Origin of the sequence: Streptomyces chryseus, from assembly GCF_014650755.1 — a bacterium.
In the GTDB taxonomy this organism is placed as follows: domain Bacteria; phylum Actinomycetota; class Actinomycetes; order Streptomycetales; family Streptomycetaceae; genus Streptomyces; species Streptomyces chryseus.
In genome coordinates, this window is record NZ_BMVO01000040.1 from 1 (window position 1) to 21,288 (window position 21,288).

Below are 21,288 nucleotides of genomic sequence, written 5' to 3' on the forward strand. Positions count from 1 at the left end.
ACACCAGACACGCCAAGATCATCTCACCCCTGACCAGCAGTTACGGGACAAGTCTTAGTCTGCGGTGGTCTTCGGGGTCTGTACTGTCTGCAGCCACGGCTGCAAGCTTCCCACTGAGCCTATCGTTCAGTCAGAGCGCCTGCGGTTCGTCATCGAACGAGAATAGAACGATGTGGCCGGCCCGGGCTTCGCCGCACCGGGTCGGCCACAAGGTCTTCGTAGCCCCGCACGGTTCCCCGGCCAAGACGCAACGGCGCGGGAGCGTTCTGGCGTCATCCGTTTGCTGCGGACAAGGTGGAGGCCAGGACTGGCAGGGCCTGGGCTGGGCAGGCGAACGACATGGCCGACCTTGGAAAGCTGCTGCAAGTGTCCATGCACCGCCGTCACGTGACTGCGCAGGCCCTCGCGCAGCGGACTGGTATCCGCACGCCGCGTATCAGGGCGTTCGTTGAGGACGGGGCCGATGGCCCCGTGCATCCCACCGAGCAGGAGCTGGCCGAACTGGCCGACGCCCTCGGTCTGCCGCTGCGTGAAGTGCTTCAAGCAGCCCGGGATACGGTCCCGGCCCTGGCCTGACACGGCCCTGATGGCCGTTGTCGCGGTGGTGCTGCCCGCGTTCTTCCTCGGCCTGGTACTCATGCTGGACCGGTACGAAGAGCGCCTGCTCCCCACCCGCTCCTCCCGCAGGGGCCGCCACGCACGTCGGTAGAGGGCGGGGGTAGCCGCCGTGGCTTTGTACGCGAGTAGCGACGGCAGATGTACACCGTCGTGAGCAGCATCCGTTTCTGGTTGGGGTCGATGTACACGAGAGCGGTCAGCACCGACGCGGCGTCTTTGCTACGGCGATCACGAGTTCAGGCTCTTATGGATTCAAGGTTTCCTGTACTGTCGATGGTGTGCTGACTCTCGCTGCTGACATCGAGGTGCTGGCGCGGTTCGGCCGCGCCCTCGCCGACCCGATCCGCTGTCGGATCCTCCTCGCCCTGCGCGAGGCCCCTGCCCATCCCGCCGACCTCGCCGACACCCTGGAGATCTCCCGGACCCGGCTGTCGAACCACCTGGCGTGCCTGCGCGACTGCGGCCTGGTCGTCGCGGTACCGGTCGGCCGTCGCAGCCGCTACGAGCTCGCCGACGAACGACTTGGCCACGCGCTGGACGACCTGCGCACCGCCGTGGTCGCGGTCGAGGCCGACAAGACCTGTGTGGACGCGGATGAGAAGGGCTGCTGCTGAGATGACCGCCGAGATACCCATCGGCACAGGCCCGGCCCCGGCCCGCCGGGACGTACTGGCCCGCCGGATACGGCTGCTGGTCGCGGCGACCATCACCTACAACGCCATCGAGGCGATCGTCGCGATCACCGCCGGGACGATCGCCTCCTCCACCGCCCTGATCGGCTTCGGCCTGGACTCGGTCATCGAGGTCTCCTCCGCCACCGCGGTCGCCTGGCAGTTCTCCGCCCGCGACCACGCTGTACGCGAAGCGCGGGAGAAACCCACCCTGCGGATCATCGCCGTCTCGTTCTTCGCCCTCGCCGCGTATGTCACCATCGACGCCGTCCGCGCGCTGACCGGCACCGGCGAGGCCGAACCCTCCATCCCCGGCATCGTCATCGCCGCTCTCTCGCTCGCGGTAATGCCGTTCCTGTCCGCCGCCCAGCGCAAGGCCGGCCGCGAACTCGGCTCCGCCAGCGCCGTCGCCGACTCCAAACAGACCCTCCTGTGCACCTACCTCTCCGCCGTCCTCCTGGTCGGCCTGGTGCTCAACGCCACCCTCGGCTGGTCCTGGGCCGACCCGATCGCCGCCCTGGTCATCGCCGCCATCGCCGTCAAGGAAGGCCGCAACGCCTGGCAGGGCAAGGGCTGCTGCGCGCCCCCCGCTGCCGTTGCGACCACATCGGCGGCTGAGGCCGACGCTTGCGGCTGCCGTCCCGGGTGCGACTGCTGCAAATGATCGGCGGCTCACGTGCTGCCCAACACCGCTGCGTTTGGGCTGTGAGTCGTATGTCAAGTCCCACGCTCGACCGTGCCCTCAGCCAAAGACGATGGCATGGCCGCTGGCGATGCTCGACTGGCATGCTGCATAGAGCTGGGCCCAGGCGAACTTCTCGGGCTCGAAGGGGTTGGTGCTCGGAGTGTCCACCAGCCTTGCCTGCTCCGCACGGGAGAGCGTTCCGTCCTCGTCGGGATGGATGTCGATCCCCGGTGCCAGCCAAACCAGCTCGGACCGCAAGCGCTGGCTGGACCCGACCATTCCGTACCCCAGCGCTTCGTCCTCTTCGGGCAGGAACAGCGGTTCACTCATGTCAACGGGCACGTAGTAGCCCCCGTTGTCGGCATGGCAGAGCAGGTGTGACGAAAACATGGCCAGCTCGTCATGGACCTTCTCCTGGTCCCGGGCATACTGCTCAGCGTCCACGGCGTGAGCCGGGGTGACAGCTTCCCCGCGCAGCCGCAGGACGAACGCACGCCGCAGGTGGCTCAGGTAGCTGTAGGGAAAGCCTCCGGCGTAGAGGGCATCGCCAGCGGGATCCGTGTCCGGTTCGCGCCAGTCGATGCCCTGCCCGGCAAGTGCCTGGTTGAGCAGGGCGAAGGCGCTCAGGTGGTATTCCCATCCTTCGGGGTCGTTGCGGGCCTGGTCGTTCAACAACCCCACTGTTATCGAGAGTCCCATGCCCGCAAGGTTAAGAGGAGGTTCTGACACGGCAGCTGCAGTTCGCGATCGCTGACGTGCCCGTGCTGGTCAGCGGGTAGGGGTAGGCCGACCGTGGACGTGAGAGCGACCACCGCGATCGTGAGCTTTCCAGGAAGCGGTGGCCAACACCGCCGCCTTTAGCGTCGTGGTCGTTTCGTGAGGCCGTGTTCGAAGAACATGACGTCGGCGTGGAAGGTGTATGCCTGGGCGGTCTGGGGGTGTTGTCCGGCGTTCGGCCCGTACTTGCTGGTGGGGTTCTTTCGTGTCCGGGCCTTGAGCCGGGGGCGGCGCCAGGCGGGCAGGAGTGTGCCCAGAGCGGCGCGGCCGATCGCGCCGATCAGGTCGGTCGGGTTCGTGGACAGGATGTTGCTGGCGGTGGTGACCTGGTCGGCAGCGGTTTGCAGGAGGACAGTGAAGCTGATCCGGTCCATGTCCAGACCGGGGCGGGTTGCGGCCGCGTCGCCGGCGGCGCGGATGAGCGCCTGGTAGGTGGTGAGCAGGGCGTAGACCTCCTGGTCAAGGCCCTGGACCCTGCGGGAGCGCAGGACGCGGCCGTCCAGCATCGTCGCCTTGATCGAGAAGTACGTCGTCTCCGCCTGCCACCTTTCGTGGTAGATCCGCACGAGCTCGCCGGCCGGGTAGCGGTCAGGATCGAGCAGGCTGGTGAGCAGGCGCCATTGCTCGGTGCGGACAGTGCCGTCGGTCAGCGTGACGGTGACCTGGGCCTCGATGACCCGCACTTCGATGAGCGCGGGCAGGACGCCGTAGCCGATCCGGGCCAGGTAGGAGCCGTCGGGCATATGCCTGGTGGGAGTGGGGACGCGGCGGGCGGAGGAGCGCACCAGGAACTGTGTGCCGCCCGTCTTCACCTCGTGCAGGAACTCGTTCGCGTCGAAGGCCGTGTCGGCCAGCAGGAGCATGGAGCGGTCCAGCGCCGTCAACAGGCGCCGGGCGTAGAACTTCACGCCACGAAGTAGGCGGGCAGGCGGGCAGCCACGCGCTGGTCCAGGACCACCTGCGGCCGCAGGCACGCTGGCCGCTCTTCAGGTACCCAGGAGACCACCAAATTTCATCCGCCTTGGTCTTGGATACTCCACCCTCAAAATTTCCAGTTCCTACTGCCAGGTTCCCGCGCACCGATCTGCGCCAAGTTTTCGCAATAGCCCGGTCGCTTCTAGCCCTGCAGCATGACTGCCCTTCTCCTGCTCTTTCGCCTGGGCCAGATATTTGTTAACGGTGGCATTGTCAGTAGCCCCACTCGCTGACCTCAGGTTGGAGCCGATTCCAGATACGTTACCTTGGAGCTTGTCCAGAGATGCCAGGATGTCGCGGATATCCGATGCGTGATCTGTCGGCTGCTTAATTTTGGCAATCTTGCCGCGAACCTCCAAGTACGAACCAGCCGCCGATAGGAATAGTGTGCCCGCCTGTGCAAAATGCTGAGGCGCCCAGTTGCCAGCCCTCCACGCATTGAGTGCTGCGTAGTAGTTGTCCCAGGCGGCCCGAAGTTTGTCGTGCCTGTCGCCTGCCTCTTCGTCACAGATAGTATTCGCCTCCGCTGCCCAACTTTCCAGCGTAGCTGGCTCGGGCGGCGGCGGTCGGATGGCAAAATAGGCTCCAACAATTCCCGCGATACCCGATAGTGCGGCGATCCACCAGGCGATATGCCTGGGAATCCTTTTCCTGAGTGGTTCCTCACCGGGCTCCTGCTGCGCACTCTCGGGTTCGCCTGCCACAAGCGCATGTTTCCCAAACGTGCACATTCCTTGCGACCCGGCAAAGAATCTCACCCGATCGGCTGGCACGCTGAAGGGGTTATCGAAGACGGCACCACCAACTGACGCCGGGCCCTCGCGGAACGCGTCCGGTCCGCGCCGCCCTCGAAAGGGGCGCGCGGGCCCGTGCTCAGCCTCCCGCCGGTCCTGTCCAGGGCAGCACCGCGGCCCCGCGCGGCGGCCACCCTGTTGACATCGGCCAACAGCCCTCTGGCATTCGGGCCCTTGGCCGCCATGTCGAATTCCCACACAGGCCGCAGCACGGGAAATAGTGGCGACCTTCCCTGATTCACGGACCGGGGAGATAGATCGATCACATTCATGCCGGGGCGCGACTTCCAGCGGCATGCATCCTCTGGAGAGCCGAGGAGAACGCTGAGGTGAACTGCCGCCCACATGCCAGGCGTGCGCCCTATACAGGATCTTGGCCTGCGTTGCGGAGCTGACGGCTCCTGAAGAGTTCGTGGACAAGCTGGTCTCGTACCTGGCCGGTCTGAACGTTCATCTGTCCAAGGAGGACGTGAAGCGGCTCCACGTACAGCGGAGCGCGGCGCAGGAGAGCAGCGGGGAGGCTGCGGCCCAGATCGCCTACTGGAAGGAGCAGGTCAAGCAGCTGAGGCACGCTACGAAGACGGCGTCGAGAGCAGAAGAGTCCTTGCTGCAAGAGTTGGACGAAGCCGAGGCTGAGCTCGATCTCCTAGTCGGCGACTTGGCCAGCGCGCTGGAGCGGGCCCGTCTGGCCGAGCTTGGCCGCGATGCCTGGCGCCTGTCGAGCGTGCAGAAGCGCCAGCGGCTCGAGCACGCGCAGCACCACACTCGCCAGCTCGAAGAGGAGCTGGCGAGTACACGGAAGATGGTACGGCTGCTGCTGCGAACGATCCAGGCACTACGCAAACGCCTGGAGAAGCAGGTCGTCGTCGAAGAGGTGAAGGTCTACGAGCTTCGTAGGCAGCCTGGGTTCGCCGCCTACTTCCTGGATACGTTCCGGGCCAAGCAGTCTCTGGAGTACCAGAAGGTCGACACTGCGCTGCAGGCGGTACGCAAGGAGTTCAACCCCGCACGCCAGCACTACAACGTCGATAACCGCAAGGGCACGATCCAGATCAGCCAGAAAATCGCAGAACTGACAGGTAACGAGCACTGGATCACAGTCGGCAAAAATGTCGATCATCTCACCACGGTCGGCAGCGCTCTCTACGGAAGCCATGAAACCGGCTTCGCAGGGACACAAAGCACCTCGGCCATGACCCCTACCATCGAGAGTGTCAACTCGTTCGTGGCCGGCGCCGAAACCGTACTGGCACAGCTCAACCACCTGCGGCAACTGATCGCCCTCTGAGCCCCAGGGCGGTATCGCCCAATCCGCAGGCCGGAATCCGCTCCGGCGAAACCGAAACACTGAGGTGTGTGCCGATACCTGACCTGCGCGGTCAGGAGCAGGATCTGGGCCGCAGTAGGTGGTCCCGAGTGCGGTGGCCACCGCTTCGACTGCCGTGATGTCGCCTTCAGGCGGGGAGATGCCCGCTGCGGTGGGACTCATCTACCGCCGGGCCCGGTGCGTTGCTGGTGTGCAGCCAGGCCGTCAGTGCTGCCTGCAGGTCGGCGACTTCACGCAGGTTAAAGGAGTGGCTGGTGGTGTCGGTGTGCAGGCGTACTCCCGCGGCTGTGATCGTCCAGCCCAGGCCGCGTCGCGGGCCGGAGGCCAGGGCTGCGCCCTCGGCCAGGGTGCGCAGTGCTTCCCGGACGCGCGCGGGGACGCGGCCGGTGCCGGGCGCGGCCCCTCCTGCCCGCACCGGCGCCCCTCAAGATCGTTCTTGCCCAATTGTCCAAGAACGATCTTGAGGGGCGCCGGTGCGGGCAGTCGGTTCGCCCGGCCTCCCTCAGAGCGGGAGGAGGGGAGGCCGGGCAGAGTGCGAACACGGAGGTGGGTCCGCACTCCAGCGGCCGGGGGCGACCGCCGGAACACCTCCACCCTGCCACCAACCTGGGAGAAAAGCAGCCATTGCGACACGGCAACTTCCGGCCATGGACTGCTTGGCCGCAGGTCGGCGCAGCGGGGTAGCAGCCGTGCGAGCGCCCAACAGACCGCCCGACGAGATAAGTGCGACTCGGCTCCCCCGCCGGGCGACCCAGCCGACTGACAGCCCTGGATCAACGCCGGGAAGCCGCTGGTCGTCAAACGGATGCCCCCAAGGCACGGCCATGGTTCTCCGAGCCGGCCAGTACAGCGTGGTACGGGAACGGAGGTTGGATGGCTGGTCCCGCACCACGTCGGCCTGACGGCGCCACACCACAGGCGCCTATTCGCCAGCCTGCCCCACCCCCAGCAGCCCTGCCCCGACCGAAACGGCGCCGCCCACCACGCTTCACCCGACCGGACCGTGACCCAAGATCCACCCGCGATGTTGAGCCGCTCGAAGCGCGCACATCCGCGGATCTCGGGGATCGCTGGGGAACCGACGAACGCTCTGACCAGCAAGGATTCGCTCACAGCGCTGGTCGGAATCCCACGAACCCAAAGATCGTTTCCCGGAGCCCAGGTCGGCCGGACGACCAGTACAAGCCGCCCGGCTACAGCCCCATGACGGAAGGGCCTGTGAGAAGTAGAGTGTGAAGCGTGGACACGGCTGAACGAGGGGCCCTATTCGAGCACGCGCCGGCCGACGTGCCCCTGCCTCGCGCGCCCCTGGTGCGCGTGATCGGGCAGTTGCGTTTCGGCGCGCTGTCCGTACTGGCGTCCGACGACGGTGCTGCCCAGTCGTTCGTCAAGGCGCTAGCCGACGACTACCCCTACGTGGAGCAAGGTCTGGAGCAGACCTTGTTCGTCGCCCCTGGTCAGCCCGTGAAACCGACCGAGGTCGGCAAGGTGTGGCGACTACGCTCCGCTGACCAGCAAAGTGTTGTAGCACTCACCAACGGCGCTCTGACGTTGGAAACCGCCAATTACACCGGCCGTCGACTCTTCTGCAAGGAACTGGCCAGACTGGCCAACATCCTCAAGACGATCACTTCCGTTCCCTCGTACAACCGTGTCGCAGTGCGCTACTCGAACCGGTTGGTGGGCAAAGAGACGCTCGGGCAGTTGCCGAAGCTCGTCCATTCAGAACTTCTCGGACTGGTCGGTGTTCCTCTCGCGGACGGCGTGCGCTTGGCCTACACCCTGTCCCAGTCCCTCCTGGAAGTCGGCGATGGCGCCAAACTGCTGGCGCAGTTCGGACACCTCCCGGAAAACTCCAGCTTCGACCCCACCCTGCCGGCCGTCCCTGAGCCGAGCTGGGTACTGGACCTCGACTCGTACACGGAGTACCCGAACCCGCGACTTCCGCTTTCCGCGGAAGAAGAGAGCGTGTCGGCAGCGGCCAAGGCGTGCACCGAACGAGCCCACACCTTCTTCCGTTGGGCAATCACCAACGACTTCCTCAGGCACTTCGGCGGTGATGTATGACCACGCAACTGAACCTGCGGGGTCCCTTCGACGCGACCTGCCCGCCGGCGGCGCAGCATGACGAGAGGCAGACTTTCCATCACCAGGCTCACGTCCGACTCTGGGTCGCAGGCCGCATGGCCGCTGCCAACCTGGTCGGCAGCGTGACCTCTGGAGCTGCCGCGACGACCGGCGCGGTGGCTTCCCCGCTGGAGGGACGCACTGCCACTCCCCAGATGCGGCCCGAGGACGAACTCGTCTTTGTGCCCGTGTCCCACTCGGGTGGCACCACGACGGGTTCGGATCTATCGACCGCTGCCGCTGTCAGCCGACTCCACGACGAGTCGGGGCTGACGTGGGATCAACTGGGGCGGCTCCTCGGCGTCAGCCGTCGCGCTGTGCACATGTGGGCTGCGGGCAAGCGAATGAACTCCAAGAACACCGAACTTCTGGGCAAGCTCCTTCGCCTGGTGGACTCGGCCCCGACTACTGGCCCTGAGCAATGCCGATTGTGGTTGTTCACTCCAGGGGGTGACGGTACGACTCCAATTGAGCGATTCTTGGACGACCACCGTCGTCCGGGCCCGCCGCTTTCGGGGTCTGGCTACACACCTGCGGGCCTACTGGGAATCAGTCACGAGTAGAGGGGGCCTGCTGAGAGATGACGGAACCATCGGTGACCGCGGAAGAGCAGGCCCGTATCCAGGCCCTGTCGCCGACGGTTCCGGATCTGGCCCGCACTGACTTGACCGGGTGTCAGCAAGCGGACGTCTTCAAGACGGATCGCATACCCCTCCTCGGTTCGGGTGGCAATGTCCAGTGGCTCGCGACGCCAGACGGAGTGGTCATCGTCAGTCAGACCTGTGACGTGGTGCAGCCCAAGATGAGCACCGTGCAGGTTGCCCCTGTCGTGCGACTGGCGGGATCCCTGGCGGGCCTGGCGGCCAAGGGCTCCATGCCTCGTTACGTGCCGATACCTGAAGCCGGGGCTGGTGCGTTCGCCGACCTGGAGCATGTCGCCACCGTCGCCAAGAGCCACCTGGCTTTGCTGGAGCCTCAGCACGGGGCCCTGACGACGACCGACATCAGAAAGTTCGGGATGCGAGTGGGGCGTCGCTACTCGCGCTTCGCGTTCCCCGATGACGTCTCGCCTTGGCTTGCTCCCCTCAAGGACTCTGTGCTGAGTAAGGCGGGCAAGAGCGCGAGTTCGCTCGGTCGTGTCCTTGAGGAGATGGTGGAGTCGCTGCGGCTCGAGTGCGTACCCAGTTGGGACAGCGGCGCTCCGTATCACCTCACCTTGCTGGTTTTGATCAAACCAGGGCTCCTGCCAGTCGTCGACGACCTGCGGGAGATGACGCGGCCCGCTGACCTTGATCAATGGCTCTACGACGGCGTGCGTCGCATCAAGCGTTCACCCGCGGAAGTCGCTGATCAGATCATCTCCCTAAATGCGTCCTCGGATCGCCTCCGGCGGCTGTGGCTCTGGGAGGGCTTCGGTGAATCTCTGGCTGCCGTGTGCAAGCCGAAGCCGAACGATCCTCCCGACGTTCAGACCGCCGTGGCCGGCCATGCCATCGACTCAGAAGTCGCCACCATCCGGGACGTCTCCTACGAACGGGCACTGCGCAGCGAAGAGATCGATGTCGAGCATCTGTCGCCTCCGCTGCCGCGATGACGCGAGCAGCTGGGGTCACCCTGGAGCCGTGGCTCTGCACACGAGATCGGACTCGTGCACAAAGTCAGGGGCCAGTCCTTGAGTTCCGCACCATACTGCGCGAGGAGGTCGGCCTGTCGATCGTCATGCCGGGTGTGTCCGCACAGCCCGGTTCGCTGCAGCTCGGAGTCGCCCGCCGAAGGCCACCAGGCTTGCGGGAGCCCTGCTCACGGGGCTCCCGCACTGCTTCCCTTACCGGTTCTATCGCGGCTCCGTCAGGCCCCTGCTCCGCGCGCTTGACTGAGGCTGCTGCGTCACCTCGGTGAGCAGCGACGTACGTCCAGCGCACCAGTCGGCGAACCAGCCTGGGACAGTTCCGGTTCCTTGCGCCCTACGCAGTTCTTGAAGACTGAAGGGTTCTGCGCCCGAGAGAATCCTGCGGCCGGGGCCGTTGGTCCGTGTGGCACTTACGCGGTCGAACCACTCCTGCCCATAAACGAAATCAACGCGCTTGTGGAAGGGGTGCAACGTAGGTCCCGTGCATTCGAAAAGAGCGCAGCATGCCCAGATGAGGGCATCGCGGAGGTCGCCGTTCTTAACCACTTCAGCGATCCTGCCAGGTGCCGGGGCAGCAGTGTCCTCGGCGCTGCGCGCGAAGACTTTTTGGAGGAATGCACCGCTAACTCGCGGCCGGACGGATCGTGTCCGCGCGCCGAAGGACGCTGTGAGCTTCCCTGTGTCGTCGTCGCCCCCGGCCTGGGTGAGGAGCTCTTCCAGGTCCAGGAGCACCGGCCCCGGGACCGTCTCACCGAAGGCTTGGAACCCTAGAACCCACTCCCGGGTATTCCCAAGCTGCTCGAACTCCACCAGCGAGTTACGCAACAGATAGGCTATGGACGGTGGATCGTTGTGTGGAAGCCCTGTCACCCCTGATGCCACGTCGTACATCTGTTGATCCCATTGCGGGTCAAACATGAGCGCCTCACCACGCCAGTAGTAGCGGGCCCACCGGGCGAGCGCCGCAAGAGCGCTGAGCGGCTGTTCGTGCAACTTGGCGATGAACCTGTTCCTGGGGTCTCTGGAGAGCTCGAACACCGCCAGCGCCGTGTCATGGTCTTCTTCCACGAGGCCGTTACGCCAGGCGGTCAGGAGGGCGTCGAAGACGACATCGGTCGTCTGAGGGGGAAGGGGCGCTGCGTTCATGACGCGCAGGCTCAGCGAGAGATACCTTTCTGAAGCCTGCCGGCCGCTACTCTTGGACCTCGCCATGAGGTCGGAGACGATGTCCCGCGCGCCACCGTCGTACTTGTCGTCGGCGCACTGGAAGATCACGTCTGCCAGGACCGAGCTGGTGTCCTTCTCATGTGCCAGCACCATCTCATCGACCACCTCGTCCAGTTTCCGCGCGCGCCGCACGAGGGCCTCTGCAGCGAAGTACTCCATGAAGGTGCGGTGCGTGAAGCCGAACAGACGGTGGTCAACGGAGTCCGTGCCCTGGTAGGACAGGAGCCAGGCCCGGTCCGCGCAGAAGTCGAGGAAGTCCTGGGCGCGGGAGCGGGCATTGACCTCGTCCACCGAGGCGGTGTCGGTGAAGAAGGTGGCAATCAGCTTGCGCAGCTGTCCTTCCTGCACTCCGGCCTGAGCGGTTGGGCTCTTGTAGAAGAAGAGCGCAAGTTCCTGCATCAGCCGGGTTCCGTACTGGCGGTGGTCCATCGGCTGCTCGATGTGGCGCATGGCGTCCCATCGCTGGAACAGCAGATCGGCGCAGGCTTCGTACACCGTGCGCCGATTACGTGGAATGTATCCGCGGGCCCGGTACAGGGCGCAGAGCAGGGAGAGCATGAGGGGGTTGGTCCGGACGTCGGGGACATTCTCGGTCTCCCGCAGGAACGCCTGGCGGTCTTGCTCCGATCGCTCGGTGGCTGCGAACCATTTCTCTGTGTACTGGCCCACTTGCTCGACGGAGAAGTCGTCCAGCTCGTAGATGACAAAGTCTTTGGCCTTAAAGGGTGCCTTGTTGTAGCCGACCCTGCGGGCTGTGACGAGGACTGGGATCAGCGGGTACCGGTTGGCAAATGCCTCTACGGTCCGTACGAAGGTCGTTCGCCGTCCGACGTCCACGATCTCGTCAATGCCGTCGAAAATCACAAAGGAGCGGCCGAGGGTGGCCAGGTCCCCTGCTTCTTCCTCTGTCACCTCCAGCTGAAGGTTGTCGCGAAGCGAGCGTGTGATCGCCGACAGGATGTACACCGCTCCGTCGGTGCTCGTTACGTCCTTGCAGGACACCACGAGAGGGGCGTAGGCGGAGCCGGATCCGGAGCGCGAGAGCTGGTGGACGAGGTTCTGCGTCATGGTGCTCTTGCCGACACCTGGGTTTCCGAGGACCACGCAGCGCGGACGGTTCAGAGGCGAGACCAGGAAGGAGTCATCGCAGAACTCCACGGAGTTTCGTTTGCGCAGGTTCCGTTGCACGTACAGCACTTCGTGGTCAAAACGCGCCGTCTCGGCCGCATGGCTGAAGGTGTGGGCAAGACTCAGTTCGGCGTATCGGCGCTCCGATGCGGCTCTGATGTCTGCGAGGACTTCACGAGCCCGCTTCGTCCGGGTCGAGGACCCAAGAATCTCCACGATGTCGCGGAAGGCGGCGTTGGGAGGGGCCTCGCCTCCTGACATTTGCGGTGCGGTTCCGACGTAGGCAGTGACCTTTTCAAGGTCTGCCGTGCTGAGCACCCCCGTAACGCTGTCGTCGAGCGGGAAGACGCTCTCCGTGTAGGAGATGACGAGCTGCCAGAGCGAGCTGGCAAGGTTGGCCCAGTTGTAGCCGTGTTCGTCGCAGAACTCCTCGGCCCGGGCCGTGAAGGTCTCCTCGTACTCCTCGGTAAGGTCCGACAGCTCCCGGCGGGATCGCAAGCCGAGCCGGGCGATGAACAGAAACTGCGACAGGGCAACGGCCTCGGGCTGTTCGAGGAACTGCGACACCTGGGCGACCTGGTCTTGGGTCAGCAGGGCGATCGCCTCACCGGTCTCGTCCTGAAGGACGAGGGCTCCTCGTTCGTCGGACTCCTCCGACCAGAATGGCGTCGGCGTGTTCCCCGTCACCGGGGCCGACGACCTCGTCACGAACGCTGCCGCCATGCGTCCGACCACACTGCCCACCACTACCGGTTCCATCGCACCCTCCCGCAATCTGTCCCACATCCTTGCAGAGGGCGCCGACCGGTCGGGTCTGTACCCCAAGACGGCGGTCAGATAGAGCCCGGCCCCCACATGCCTCCGGCAGAGACATCGGCCGGCCCCGCCAGCTCTACACGTGCGGCGATCAGCGAAGCGCGGCGGGCCGCCGTAGTGCTGGCCCAGCGGGTGCGCGATGCACACCGGGGACGGGTGTGGGTGGCGCTGGGGCATTCCGGTTGGAGTGAGTACGCGCAGGCAGAGCTGGAGATCAGCAGGGCGCAGGCGTACCGGCTGATCGACATCCCGGAATCCGCCGAAGGGCTGAGCCGGGCGATCGGCGCCGTCGGCGTCCTGGCCGAGGTGTCACCCGCGGGAGACACCGAAGATGGCGCCCTGGTGGATCTGGGGCTGTCGCAGCGGGCCTTGCGGGAAGTCCACAGCCGGCCGACGACCTCACCACTGTCGTCATTGAGCGGCTCACCACAGCGGCCCGGGCCGGCTCGGTCGAGTGGCCGGCGCTCCGCGCCATCGTGGGCCAGCCGTCGACGAGCTCCGCCGTCCCCCGCTGCCTGCACCCAGGTACACCGCCGCTGACGGCACTGCTCTGGAGCGGGCACTCGCTGACGCGCAGCAGCACCCCACTGACACGACAGTGATACGCCGCCTGGTCGACCAGATGGCCGCGGCCGGGGGCCGGCTCGGACGGACCGCCCTCGAGCTCGCCCCCGCGTGCTGGTCCGAACAGGAAGCCACCGACAGAAACCTCGCCCGATACGCCGACGACATCGGCACCGACGTCGAAACGGTGCTCGCCGCACGCCGCTACGCCCTCACCGGCGACCGCCGCGCCCTCGAAGGCACCTGGATCTAACCGGGCACGCCCCCGGGTGGACCCGGGTTGTCCTCGTCGCTTACGGCATACCAAAGCGCGGCGGCGGCTCTGTACGCCGCTTCACATCTTGTGCTCCCCCGACACGATTGCTATCGACCACTTCGCGTCTCCGCCACGGATACGCACTCCCAGGGCTTGGGTGGTGATGTCCGTGTAGATGCGTCCGATCGTGATGGGGCCCTTGCAGGAGACGTTCGTCGGGCTGTCCTTCGGACGATTGCGGTCGATGATCGTCATGGTCCCGTCTCCTGTGCATCGGGCATGGACGGTGTAGACGTCCTTCCGCGGCTTGAACTTTGGAAGGTCGGCGTTGCCTGTGCCAGAGGTCTGTGGAACGAGGACCTGGGCACCTGTGGGCAGGTCCAGCCCCGTGACCTTCGCTGTTTCGGTGGGTTTGGCGCTGGGCTGACCACTGGTCCGGCCAGGGTCATTGCTTCGTGCGTCATCGCCGCTGCTGGTGCCGTTGGTGCAACCGGCGGCGAGCAGAACGGCGAGCAGGGCAGTGGGTACGGCAGCATGGCGGCCCATGGGGATTCTCCTCCGGGTAAGACCCGCCCGGCCCTCAGCTGAAGCCGAGGGCCGGGCGGGTCTTTGGAACGGGTTCGCTACTTGAGGATCCAGCCCTCGCGGTACGGGGCGTGCACGGTCATCGACTGCTTCTGGCTGACCTGGCAGTTGCTGTGCCGGTACGCCTTGTAGCCGGTGACGTTCTCCTTCATGATCCCGTAGTCGCCGTAAACCGTTTTGTGGGCCTTGACCTTGCCGAAAGTGTCCACGCCCAGTTCAGACGTCCAGGACTTCTCAACACTGGCGTTGATCTCGGCCTCGAGCTTGCCCAGCCACATGGCCTTGAACTCGCCACTCAGGGTCAGTGAGGCGCCGATCGTGGTCGTACCCGACTTCTTCGAGGAGAACCTGAAGTTGACCGCGTAGGACTTGTTGTTCTTCACGAAGGTGGCGTACTTCACGGACATCGTGTTCTTCGTGTTCTTGCTGACGCCGACGAACCAACCGCCCTGGCCACAGTGTTCGGCGAACGGCGTCATCGGGCCCCCGAGCTCCGGTCCGTCCACCTCACCGGGTATCGGAAGGTCCTCCTCCAACGGAGCGTCGCCCTCGGCAACCGGGGCAGTCGCCTCACTGGCAGCAGAGGACTCTGCCACGGAACCAGGCTCCACCTCCGCGCCCGGCGCCGTGATGGCCGGCGCAACCGCTGCTGGATCAGTGCTCGATTCCCCCGCGAATGCCGGCGCCGCACTCCCCATGACCATCAGCCCGACCGCAATTGCAATGACGCGCGTCTTGTTCGACACGGTTCCCCCTCAGTCAACCCGCCCCCTGTGGGGCTGGCTTGATGATCACACCACGCAATCAGAGCGATACCCGGAGAGTTGAGCAACATCTGAGGCTGCAAGATCAAATGCAATCACGAACCAGATCGAACCATGCCATAGACCCGCGTCCCTGCTGGCCGCCTCTGGCGAACTGCCTGGTCAGCAGCCACACCGCATCTCGCCCTCACCGGCGACCGCCGCGCCCTGGCAGTCACCCGGCTCTGACCGGGCAGGCGACGGGCGGGCACCGGCGCCGGTCACACTTCGCTCTGGAAGAAGACCGCCTGAACGAGCAGCAGGTGGCTCGTCGCCCGGCGCGCTCCGGTGCGGCGCTGGGCAACAGTGGTGCGCCTGGTGCTCGTCGAGGAGGAATTCGAGCTCCTGTCGGGCGAACGCTGGACGTCCTCGACGGTCGCAGCCCGACCGCCGGGGCTGAGGGTGTGGGCGGGGTCGGCGGCGCCCAGCAGCCGAACTGTGGGGCCGGCCGTCAGCAAGTTATGACCGGCCCCCCACCGCCTAGGCCTTACAAGTCGTCAGGACCCGAACCTTCCGAGGGGTTGGCGAGTAGACCTTCCAGCCATCCACGAAGCTTCCCCCTCAGAAACACCTGCACGGCGCGTACCGCCGCCGCGCAGTGGCGCAGCAGGGACCTGAGGGGAGAGGCGTACCACGTGATGGCTGGAGGGAGAGTGACGGCGATGTATGCCAGCGCGAGCCACATCCGCGTGTCGTTGAGGTGTTGGAGCAGAGACATGAGCGTTCCTGGTGTCGGGGCCGCGCGGCCCCGACAAGGGAGTCCTACGCGGCCATGAATGCGGTCCTCGCGGCTGGTGCGCATGCGCTTTGAGGAGCACGTGGAACGATCGGTGAAGCCATGCGGAGTACTCCGCATGGAGACTTCTCATGCCGAGGAACAGTCTCGGTGTACTCGTAGTGCCGCATACCGAGGACGTTCTCTACGGCCCGGCGAAGGCCCAGGACAAGGGCCTCGAGCAGGGCTTGCGCCCGTTCCAGGCTCTCGCCCGGGAACGTTTCCTGCAGCAGGGCAGAGGCCCGGACATCAGAGGAGCCGGCCGCAATGAGAGAGGAGGCGATCGACGGTGGGGTCTGGTCGTCGGCCGCGGGCGCCCGGAGCAACTCCTGAGAAGGAATGCGAGCAGCGACAGCGAGGGTCCGGCGCAACTGCTCCTGGAGGTCCACCAGAGCGAGCAGGTCACTCATCCTGCTGCGCGCTACGACATACGGGTCCTCCCGCCGCGGAAGCGGCTTGGTCGAGAGACGGACCTGCCGCTCGCAACGAAGCTGGACGCGCCTGAGGGTCGCTTCCCACGCTTCATCGACCGGCTGAACGATCTGCTCCTGATAGACGCCAAGTGCGGCGGCAACGGGCGTACGCGGCGGGGCAGCAACGGGCCAACGTGGTGCGGCTGTGGTCACCCACCACCGCGTCGAACCCGTTGAGAAGGACATAACGCGACCCTACTCAAGCCGCCCTCGTGACCGCAGCCGCTCCCTGCAAAACGGGAACGCTCCAAGCGGTGCACACACCCGGCGACGCATACGAACCAACCTCCGCCCCCGGCCCGCTTACCAGGGCCTGCGCAGCACGCAATCACCGGCCGACTTCCCCGCTTACTGCACGGGCGAGGCCGGGCGGCTGTCGCCGCGCATCGCAGAGCACGACGGTGGCGTCGTCGTTCAGGCACCCGTCGTGCTGTTCGAGTACGGCCCGCGCCAGTCGGCGCAGGGTTTTCGAAGCGGCCAGGCCACCGGCCTGGTGGCGGATGATGAAATCGACGATGGTCCTCCCGATGCCGTCAGCGTGCATCCGGCGCGGCTCGGGCAGGCAGCTCTGGGCGTGGAGATCCGGCACGGCCAGGGGGTGTGGCCGGGGCCCGCACGCACGGGGTAGCGCGGGCCCCGGCAGGGGCAGCAGCCCGCAGGGTCCGGTCCTGTCAGCGGACCACGGGCCGCCCTCCAGGTCTAGGGCCTCGGCCGCACCGACGCGACCGGAAGCAGGCAGCCCGCCTACGGCGATCACTCGTCCGAGCGGTCGCCGGGCCACCGGCGAACCGCACGCCGCGCCACGTCGTCGCAAGCATCATGCGCATCGACGAGCAGCACGTCACCGAACCGGGCCTGGTGGTCCTGGACGTCACCGCCGCTGACGAGGACACCATCGGTGAGGTGATGGAGGGCCTGCAGCAGTTGTGGGCCACCTCCGGCATCACCCCCGTATGGCGCACCCCGGCGATCGTTCTTGGACAATTGTCCCAGAACGATCTTGAGGGGCCTGTGCGGGCAGCCAGTTCGCCCGGCCTCCCTCAGAGCGGGAGGAGGGGGAGCCGGGCAGAGTGCGGACACGGAGGTGGGACCGCACCTCAGCGGCCGGGGGCAACCGCCGGAACACCTCCACCCTGCCACCGGCCCGGTAGAAAAGCAGCCAGCGCGACACGGCAACTTCCGGCCATGGGCCCGCCTGGCCTCAGGTCGGCGCAGTGGGACATCAGCCTTGCAAGCCGCCCAAAAGGCAGCCCGGACATGGGTCGGGGCCGACCGCCAACCACTGCGGCCGGCCCTGGAGGTCATGCTCTGTTCCACTCCCACTCATCAACCCGTGTGCCCACACCCCGCGACCACTACTGACTTGAGCTCGTCGGGGTGAATCTTCGCGAAGTCCCTGATTCGTGTGGGTGGGTGGCTGTATCCGTGGTGTGTGAGATATGCGGATGGGGGCGGGCTGACGCCTGCCGGGCGTCGGCGCCGGGAGACGGTACGGATGCAGGCGGTTGAACTCTTCGAGCAGAGAGTCAAGCCGTCGGAGGTTGCGCGACGGCTGCGGGTGAGCGTGAAGTCGGCTTATCTGTGGCACCAGTTGTGGCAGGACGGTGGTGTCCAGGCTCTGGCCTCCCGGGGGCCAAGTGGGTCGCGGTGCCGTCTGTCCCAGCGGTCTTTGGAGAAGCTGGCCGTGTATCTGGAGCAGGGGCCGGCCGCGCATGGGTGGGTGGAGGACCAGGTGTGGACCGCGTCGAGGGTGGCCACGCTGATCGGCCGGAAGTTCCACGTCTCCTACAGCGTCTCGGGCGCCACGCGGTTGATGCACCGGCTCGGTTTCTCTCCGCAGGTCCCCGCCCGGCGGGTGGCTGAGCGTGATGAGCAGGCTGTCACCGTGTGGAAGGAGGCGACCTGGGCGGAGGTAAAAGGACCCGGGCGGCCTGCGGGGGCTACGTCTGCTTCGAGGACGAAGCAGGTTTCACCCGCAGGCCGCCGAGGGGACGGACCTGGGGCCGGCGCGGGGTGACTCCGGTCGTCACCATCAGCGGCCGGCGTTCGGGACGGCTCTCGGTGGCCGGGCTGATCGCGATGCGGCCGGGGTCCCGGACCCGGCTGTGTCACCGCCTGCGGGGCCATCCCGCGGGGAAGGGCACACGTCGCAGCATGGGCGAGCGGGACTTCATCGCGCTGATCGATGGCGTGCACCAGCTGGTCAGGGCGCCCATCGTGCTGGTCTGGGACCGGCTGAACACCCACGTCTCGCGCAGGATGCGGGACCTCGTGGCCGAGCGTGAGTGGCTGACGGTGTTCCTGCTGCCCGCCTACTCACCTGATCTCAACCCCGTCGAGTGGGTATGGGCCCACGTCAAGCGGAGCCTCGCCAACCTCGCTGTTATGGCCCTCGACCAGCTCGAAGCCCTCGTCCGCAACCGCCTCAAACGCCTCCAATACCGGCCCCACACACTCGACGGCTTCATAGCCGGCACCGGCCTGACCCTCGACACACCAGCGTCACCCTGACAAGCCGAAGTCAGTAAGGCGTACTCCTCGCGCGCCAACCGTGCTTACCTGCGCAGACGCGGGATCCGCTGCACCATCGCGGAGCCGGCCGACCAGGTCCGCAACCGCAAGCGCCGTGGCCGCTCCGGCGGGCGGCCGCCGGCCTTCGACCGGGAGGACTACAAAGGTGTCGAAGCGCTGGTCGTGGCCTCGTTGATCTGGCTGCAGCGGCCCTGAGCCGCACGTCGGGCCCACGCCCCGGCACCCCCGTATCCGCCCCGGCCGTGGCCGCCTGACACGATCACGGAATGACACACGGGGAAACGCATGAGCACATACGCGACCAGGAAGCCGAGTTGGCGGCCGCTGCCGAGGCCGGACAGGACGGCGCGTACCGCGCCTACGCCACATTCCTCGGCAAGAGCGGCCGGATGGACCAGGCCCTGTCCTGGTGGGCCAAGGCCGCCGAGCACGGGGACGCAGATGCGGCGCGCACGCTCGCGATCTGCCACAAGGACCGCTGGGAGTTCGCCGAAGCCGAGCGCTGGTACCGCAGCGCTGCCGACCGTGACGGCGGCTGCGCCTTCGGGCTCGCCACACTCCTGAAGGAGTCCGGCGACCCGGACGGAGCACAGGAGTGGTACGCGCGGGGAGCCGCACTCGGCCACGTCCAGAGCCTCACCAACGGCACGGTGCTCAAGGCCGCCCGCCACGGTGCCTTCGCCGAAGCACAGGCTCAGCTGGACGAGGCGGCCGAACTGGGTGACCGCAAGGCGGCCTCGGCCCGTCAGGTGATCGAGAACATCGTCGACGACCTGGAGCTCTGGGAGGAGCGGCTCGCGCGGGCGGAGGCGGACGGGGACGCCGAGGCCGCGTTCGAGGCGCTGAGTCCGCTGCGGGACCCGGAGTACGCGGGCATGTTCACGTACTACCCGAGCACGATCCGCGCGGCGGAGGCTCTCTACGCGCGAGCCGCGGCGGTCGGCTCGCACCAGGCCCTGGTCGAGCAGGCCATCCTGGTGGCCCGCGACAGCGACCGGATCGAGGAGGCACGCGCCCTGGCCGTACGGGCGCACGAGCTCGGCTACTCGGGCGCGGCCTACGTCCTGGGTGTCTGGGCCTTCGAGCGCGGTGACCAGCGCACGGCCGAGCATTGGTTCGAGACGGCGGCCGCAGCACCCGATGGTCACGACTACGCCCGCTTCTACCTTGGTCTGATCGGCATCATGCAGCGGCGGCTGGACGAGGCCGAGCGATGGCTGCGTCTCACCGGCGACACCGAGGACGAGAACGATCAGTACGGCGGCCTGCCCAAGATGTTCGTCGAGCAGCTCGAGGAGATCGCGGCGATTCGCGCGGACCCCGCCCGGCTGCCCGACCCCGAACTCGCGGCGCGCCTGCCCGGGTTGCGGGCGGCCGCGGAGTCCGGCGGTGCCGAGGAGTGCTTCGCGTACGCCGATGCACTCGACCGTCTCTACCGGCTGCCCGACGCCGCCGACTGGTACCGCAAGACCGGCACTCCACGCGGGCTGCTCGAGCTCGGCCGCATGCTGCAGGACTGCCAGGCCGACGAGACCCTGCTCGTGCCGTACTTCGAGCCGGCCGCCGAGGCCGGGGACGCGGGGGCTGCGTACAGCATCGCCGGGATCCACACCCACGCGAAGAACGAGCGGGCCGCCGGCATCTGGACGCTGAAGGCCGCGGAGCTCGGTCACGCGAGGGCAGCCTGGGGCGTCGGCTGGACCTCCGAAGAGCGGGGCGGGGACCCGCAGTTCGCGGAGCGCTGGTATGTGCGCGCCGCCGAGGGCGGTCTGGCGCGGCCCGCGTTCCTGGCCGGTCGCAGCATGGTCCGCTGGGGGCGGTACGCCGAGGCCGAGCGGTGGCTCGTGAAGGCGTGGGAGAACGACATCCCCGAGGCGGCGTACCACCTCGGCAGGGCGCTGCGCCGGCTCGGACGCACCGCGGAGGCCGAACAGTGGCTGCGCCGCGCGGTGGAGCGCTCCGGCGACTTCGACCCACCGCGCGGACCCCTCGAACGGCGCGTCGATCCCCGTCCCGAGCTGGCCGAGCTGCTCGTCGAGGCGGAGCGCGACGAGGAGGCCGCGCCACTCGTCGCGGACATCCTCGCCGAGTACCCGGGCCACCTCGCTGGCCACCGCCTCGTCGGCCGACTGGCCCGGCGCCGCGGCGACCTGGCCACGGCCGAACAGCACTTCGCGCAGATCGAGGAGCGGGACTCCGACCCCGGTACGCGGATGAGCCTGCGGGAGATCCGTGAGCTGCTGGCTCAGGTGACGCACGAACACTGAGCGGCGAAGTAGCCGGAGCGGAGTGGCCGGCGCGGCGGGGAGTCAGTTCTGCACAGGCTCCTCGGGGACCTGATGTCCCAGCGTCGGCAGCACATCGTCGAAGAAGGGACGGTCGCCGGCGAGCGTGGGGCGCAGTCCGGTGAACTCCTCGGCGGTGACCCAGCGGGCCTCGGGCTACTCGCTCTCATTTTGTGACTGAGCCTTTTCAGCGTTGCCGCTCCACCGCACCGCGCGGCGCCCACATCTTGTACTTCGACC

The 21,288-nt window shown here is 66.9% G+C and carries 19 protein-coding genes and 1 pseudogene; 12 read left to right on the top strand and 8 right to left on the bottom strand.

Annotated features, from left to right (window positions below):
• The first annotated feature begins 339 nt into the window (after positions 1-339).
• The 4 genes from IE185_RS31270 (at position 340) to IE185_RS31280 (ending at position 1,953) form a co-directional block, all read left to right on the top strand.
• Entirely contained in the window at positions 340-576 is a 237-nt protein-coding gene (locus IE185_RS31270; protein ID WP_138897578.1) for a helix-turn-helix domain-containing protein, read from the top strand.
• A 10-nt stretch (positions 577-586) separates the two neighbouring features.
• Positions 587-709 carry a hypothetical protein gene (locus IE185_RS33785; protein WP_268246686.1) on the top strand — a complete coding sequence of 41 codons (123 nt, stop codon included), beginning with the start codon at positions 587-589 and terminating at the stop codon, positions 707-709.
• 187 nt (positions 710-896) lie between these two features.
• Entirely contained in the window at positions 897-1,232 is a 336-nt protein-coding gene (locus IE185_RS31275; RefSeq protein ID WP_138897577.1) for an ArsR/SmtB family transcription factor, read from the top strand.
• Position 1,233: 1 nt separating this feature from the next.
• Positions 1,234-1,953, top strand: a complete 720-nt coding sequence (locus tag IE185_RS31280; RefSeq protein WP_138897576.1) for a cation efflux transmembrane domain-containing protein — start codon at positions 1,234-1,236, stop codon at positions 1,951-1,953.
• A gap of 78 nt (positions 1,954-2,031) precedes the next feature.
• On the opposite strand, the gene IE185_RS31285 is transcribed toward IE185_RS31280, so the two are convergent.
• The 3 genes from IE185_RS31285 to IE185_RS31295 all read right to left on the bottom strand — a co-directional run bounded on the left by IE185_RS31285 (position 2,032) and on the right by IE185_RS31295 (position 4,430).
• Positions 2,032-2,673 carry a putative DNA-mimic protein gene (locus IE185_RS31285; protein WP_138897575.1) on the bottom strand — a complete coding sequence of 214 codons (642 nt, stop codon included), beginning with the start codon at positions 2,671-2,673 and terminating at the stop codon, positions 2,032-2,034.
• A 158-nt stretch (positions 2,674-2,831) separates the two neighbouring features.
• Positions 2,832-3,659, bottom strand: coding sequence for a transposase (locus IE185_RS31290; RefSeq protein ID WP_170198368.1), 828 nt, complete (start codon positions 3,657-3,659; stop codon positions 2,832-2,834).
• Between the two features lie 150 nt (positions 3,660-3,809).
• Positions 3,810-4,430, bottom strand: a complete 621-nt coding sequence (locus IE185_RS31295) for a hypothetical protein (RefSeq protein WP_138897573.1) — start codon at positions 4,428-4,430, stop codon at positions 3,810-3,812.
• 502 nt (positions 4,431-4,932) lie between these two features.
• Between IE185_RS31295 and IE185_RS31300 the strand changes: the two genes are divergently transcribed.
• Positions 4,933-5,808, top strand: coding sequence for a hypothetical protein (locus IE185_RS31300; RefSeq protein ID WP_138897572.1), 876 nt, complete (start codon positions 4,933-4,935; stop codon positions 5,806-5,808).
• A 166-nt stretch (positions 5,809-5,974) separates the two neighbouring features.
• On the opposite strand, the gene IE185_RS31305 is transcribed toward IE185_RS31300, so the two are convergent.
• Positions 5,975-6,262 (bottom strand): hypothetical protein, encoded by a 288-nt coding sequence (locus IE185_RS31305; RefSeq protein ID WP_138897571.1) that lies wholly within the window; start codon positions 6,260-6,262, stop codon positions 5,975-5,977.
• An 824-nt stretch (positions 6,263-7,086) separates the two neighbouring features.
• Between IE185_RS31305 and IE185_RS31310 the strand changes: the two genes are divergently transcribed.
• The gene (locus tag IE185_RS31310) at positions 7,087-7,914 is read left to right on the top strand and encodes a TIGR04255 family protein (protein WP_138895725.1); all 828 of its coding nucleotides are present in this window, start codon (positions 7,087-7,089) and stop codon (positions 7,912-7,914) included.
• Between the two features lie 655 nt (positions 7,915-8,569).
• On the top strand, positions 8,570-9,568 hold the full coding sequence (locus tag IE185_RS31315) for a hypothetical protein (RefSeq protein ID WP_138895724.1): 999 nt from the start codon (positions 8,570-8,572) through the stop codon (positions 9,566-9,568).
• Positions 9,569-9,808: 240 nt separating this feature from the next.
• Here IE185_RS31315 and IE185_RS31320 read toward each other — a convergent pair whose 3' ends face one another.
• Positions 9,809-12,718: an NACHT domain-containing protein gene (locus IE185_RS31320; RefSeq protein WP_170198307.1), complete on the bottom strand. Its 2,910-nt coding sequence runs from the start codon at positions 12,716-12,718 to the stop codon at positions 9,809-9,811.
• Between the two features lie 655 nt (positions 12,719-13,373).
• On the opposite strand from IE185_RS31320, the gene IE185_RS31325 reads away from it, so the two are divergent.
• The gene (locus IE185_RS31325; protein ID WP_138895722.1) at positions 13,374-13,592 is read left to right on the top strand and encodes a hypothetical protein; all 219 of its coding nucleotides are present in this window, start codon (positions 13,374-13,376) and stop codon (positions 13,590-13,592) included.
• A gap of 81 nt (positions 13,593-13,673) precedes the next feature.
• Here the strand turns inward: IE185_RS31325 and IE185_RS31330 are convergent, their stop codons facing one another.
• The 3 genes from IE185_RS31330 to IE185_RS31340 all read right to left on the bottom strand — a co-directional run bounded on the left by IE185_RS31330 (position 13,674) and on the right by IE185_RS31340 (position 16,820).
• On the bottom strand, positions 13,674-14,141 hold the full coding sequence (locus IE185_RS31330; RefSeq protein ID WP_138895721.1) for a hypothetical protein: 468 nt from the start codon (positions 14,139-14,141) through the stop codon (positions 13,674-13,676).
• Positions 14,142-14,218: 77 nt separating this feature from the next.
• Positions 14,219-14,926 (bottom strand): hypothetical protein, encoded by a 708-nt coding sequence (locus IE185_RS31335; RefSeq protein WP_138895720.1) that lies wholly within the window; start codon positions 14,924-14,926, stop codon positions 14,219-14,221.
• A 1,633-nt stretch (positions 14,927-16,559) separates the two neighbouring features.
• Entirely contained in the window at positions 16,560-16,820 is a 261-nt protein-coding gene (locus tag IE185_RS31340; RefSeq protein ID WP_229843801.1) for a hypothetical protein, read from the bottom strand.
• A gap of 230 nt (positions 16,821-17,050) precedes the next feature.
• On the opposite strand from IE185_RS31340, the gene IE185_RS33480 reads away from it, so the two are divergent.
• The 4 genes and pseudogenes from IE185_RS33480 to IE185_RS31365 all read left to right on the top strand — a co-directional run bounded on the left by IE185_RS33480 (position 17,051) and on the right by IE185_RS31365 (position 21,030).
• Complete coding sequence (locus IE185_RS33480) at positions 17,051-17,593, top strand: DUF6207 family protein (protein ID WP_138895719.1); 543 nt, start codon at positions 17,051-17,053, stop codon at positions 17,591-17,593.
• A 70-nt stretch (positions 17,594-17,663) separates the two neighbouring features.
• Positions 17,664-18,742, top strand: a protein-coding gene (locus tag IE185_RS34135; RefSeq protein WP_439654994.1) for an IS630 family transposase whose coding sequence is annotated in 2 segments (ribosomal slippage) — positions 17,664-18,165 and positions 18,165-18,742 — 1,080 coding nt in all. Because the reading frame shifts where the segments join, the coding sequence is not laid out codon by codon here.
• Between the two features lie 15 nt (positions 18,743-18,757).
• Positions 18,758-18,907, top strand: a pseudogene (locus IE185_RS31360) (IS5 family transposase); the annotation flags it as partial.
• 122 nt (positions 18,908-19,029) lie between these two features.
• Positions 19,030-21,030, top strand: a complete 2,001-nt coding sequence (locus IE185_RS31365) for a tetratricopeptide repeat protein (RefSeq protein ID WP_189716454.1) — start codon at positions 19,030-19,032, stop codon at positions 21,028-21,030.
• Positions 21,031-21,288: the final 258 nt, after the last annotated feature.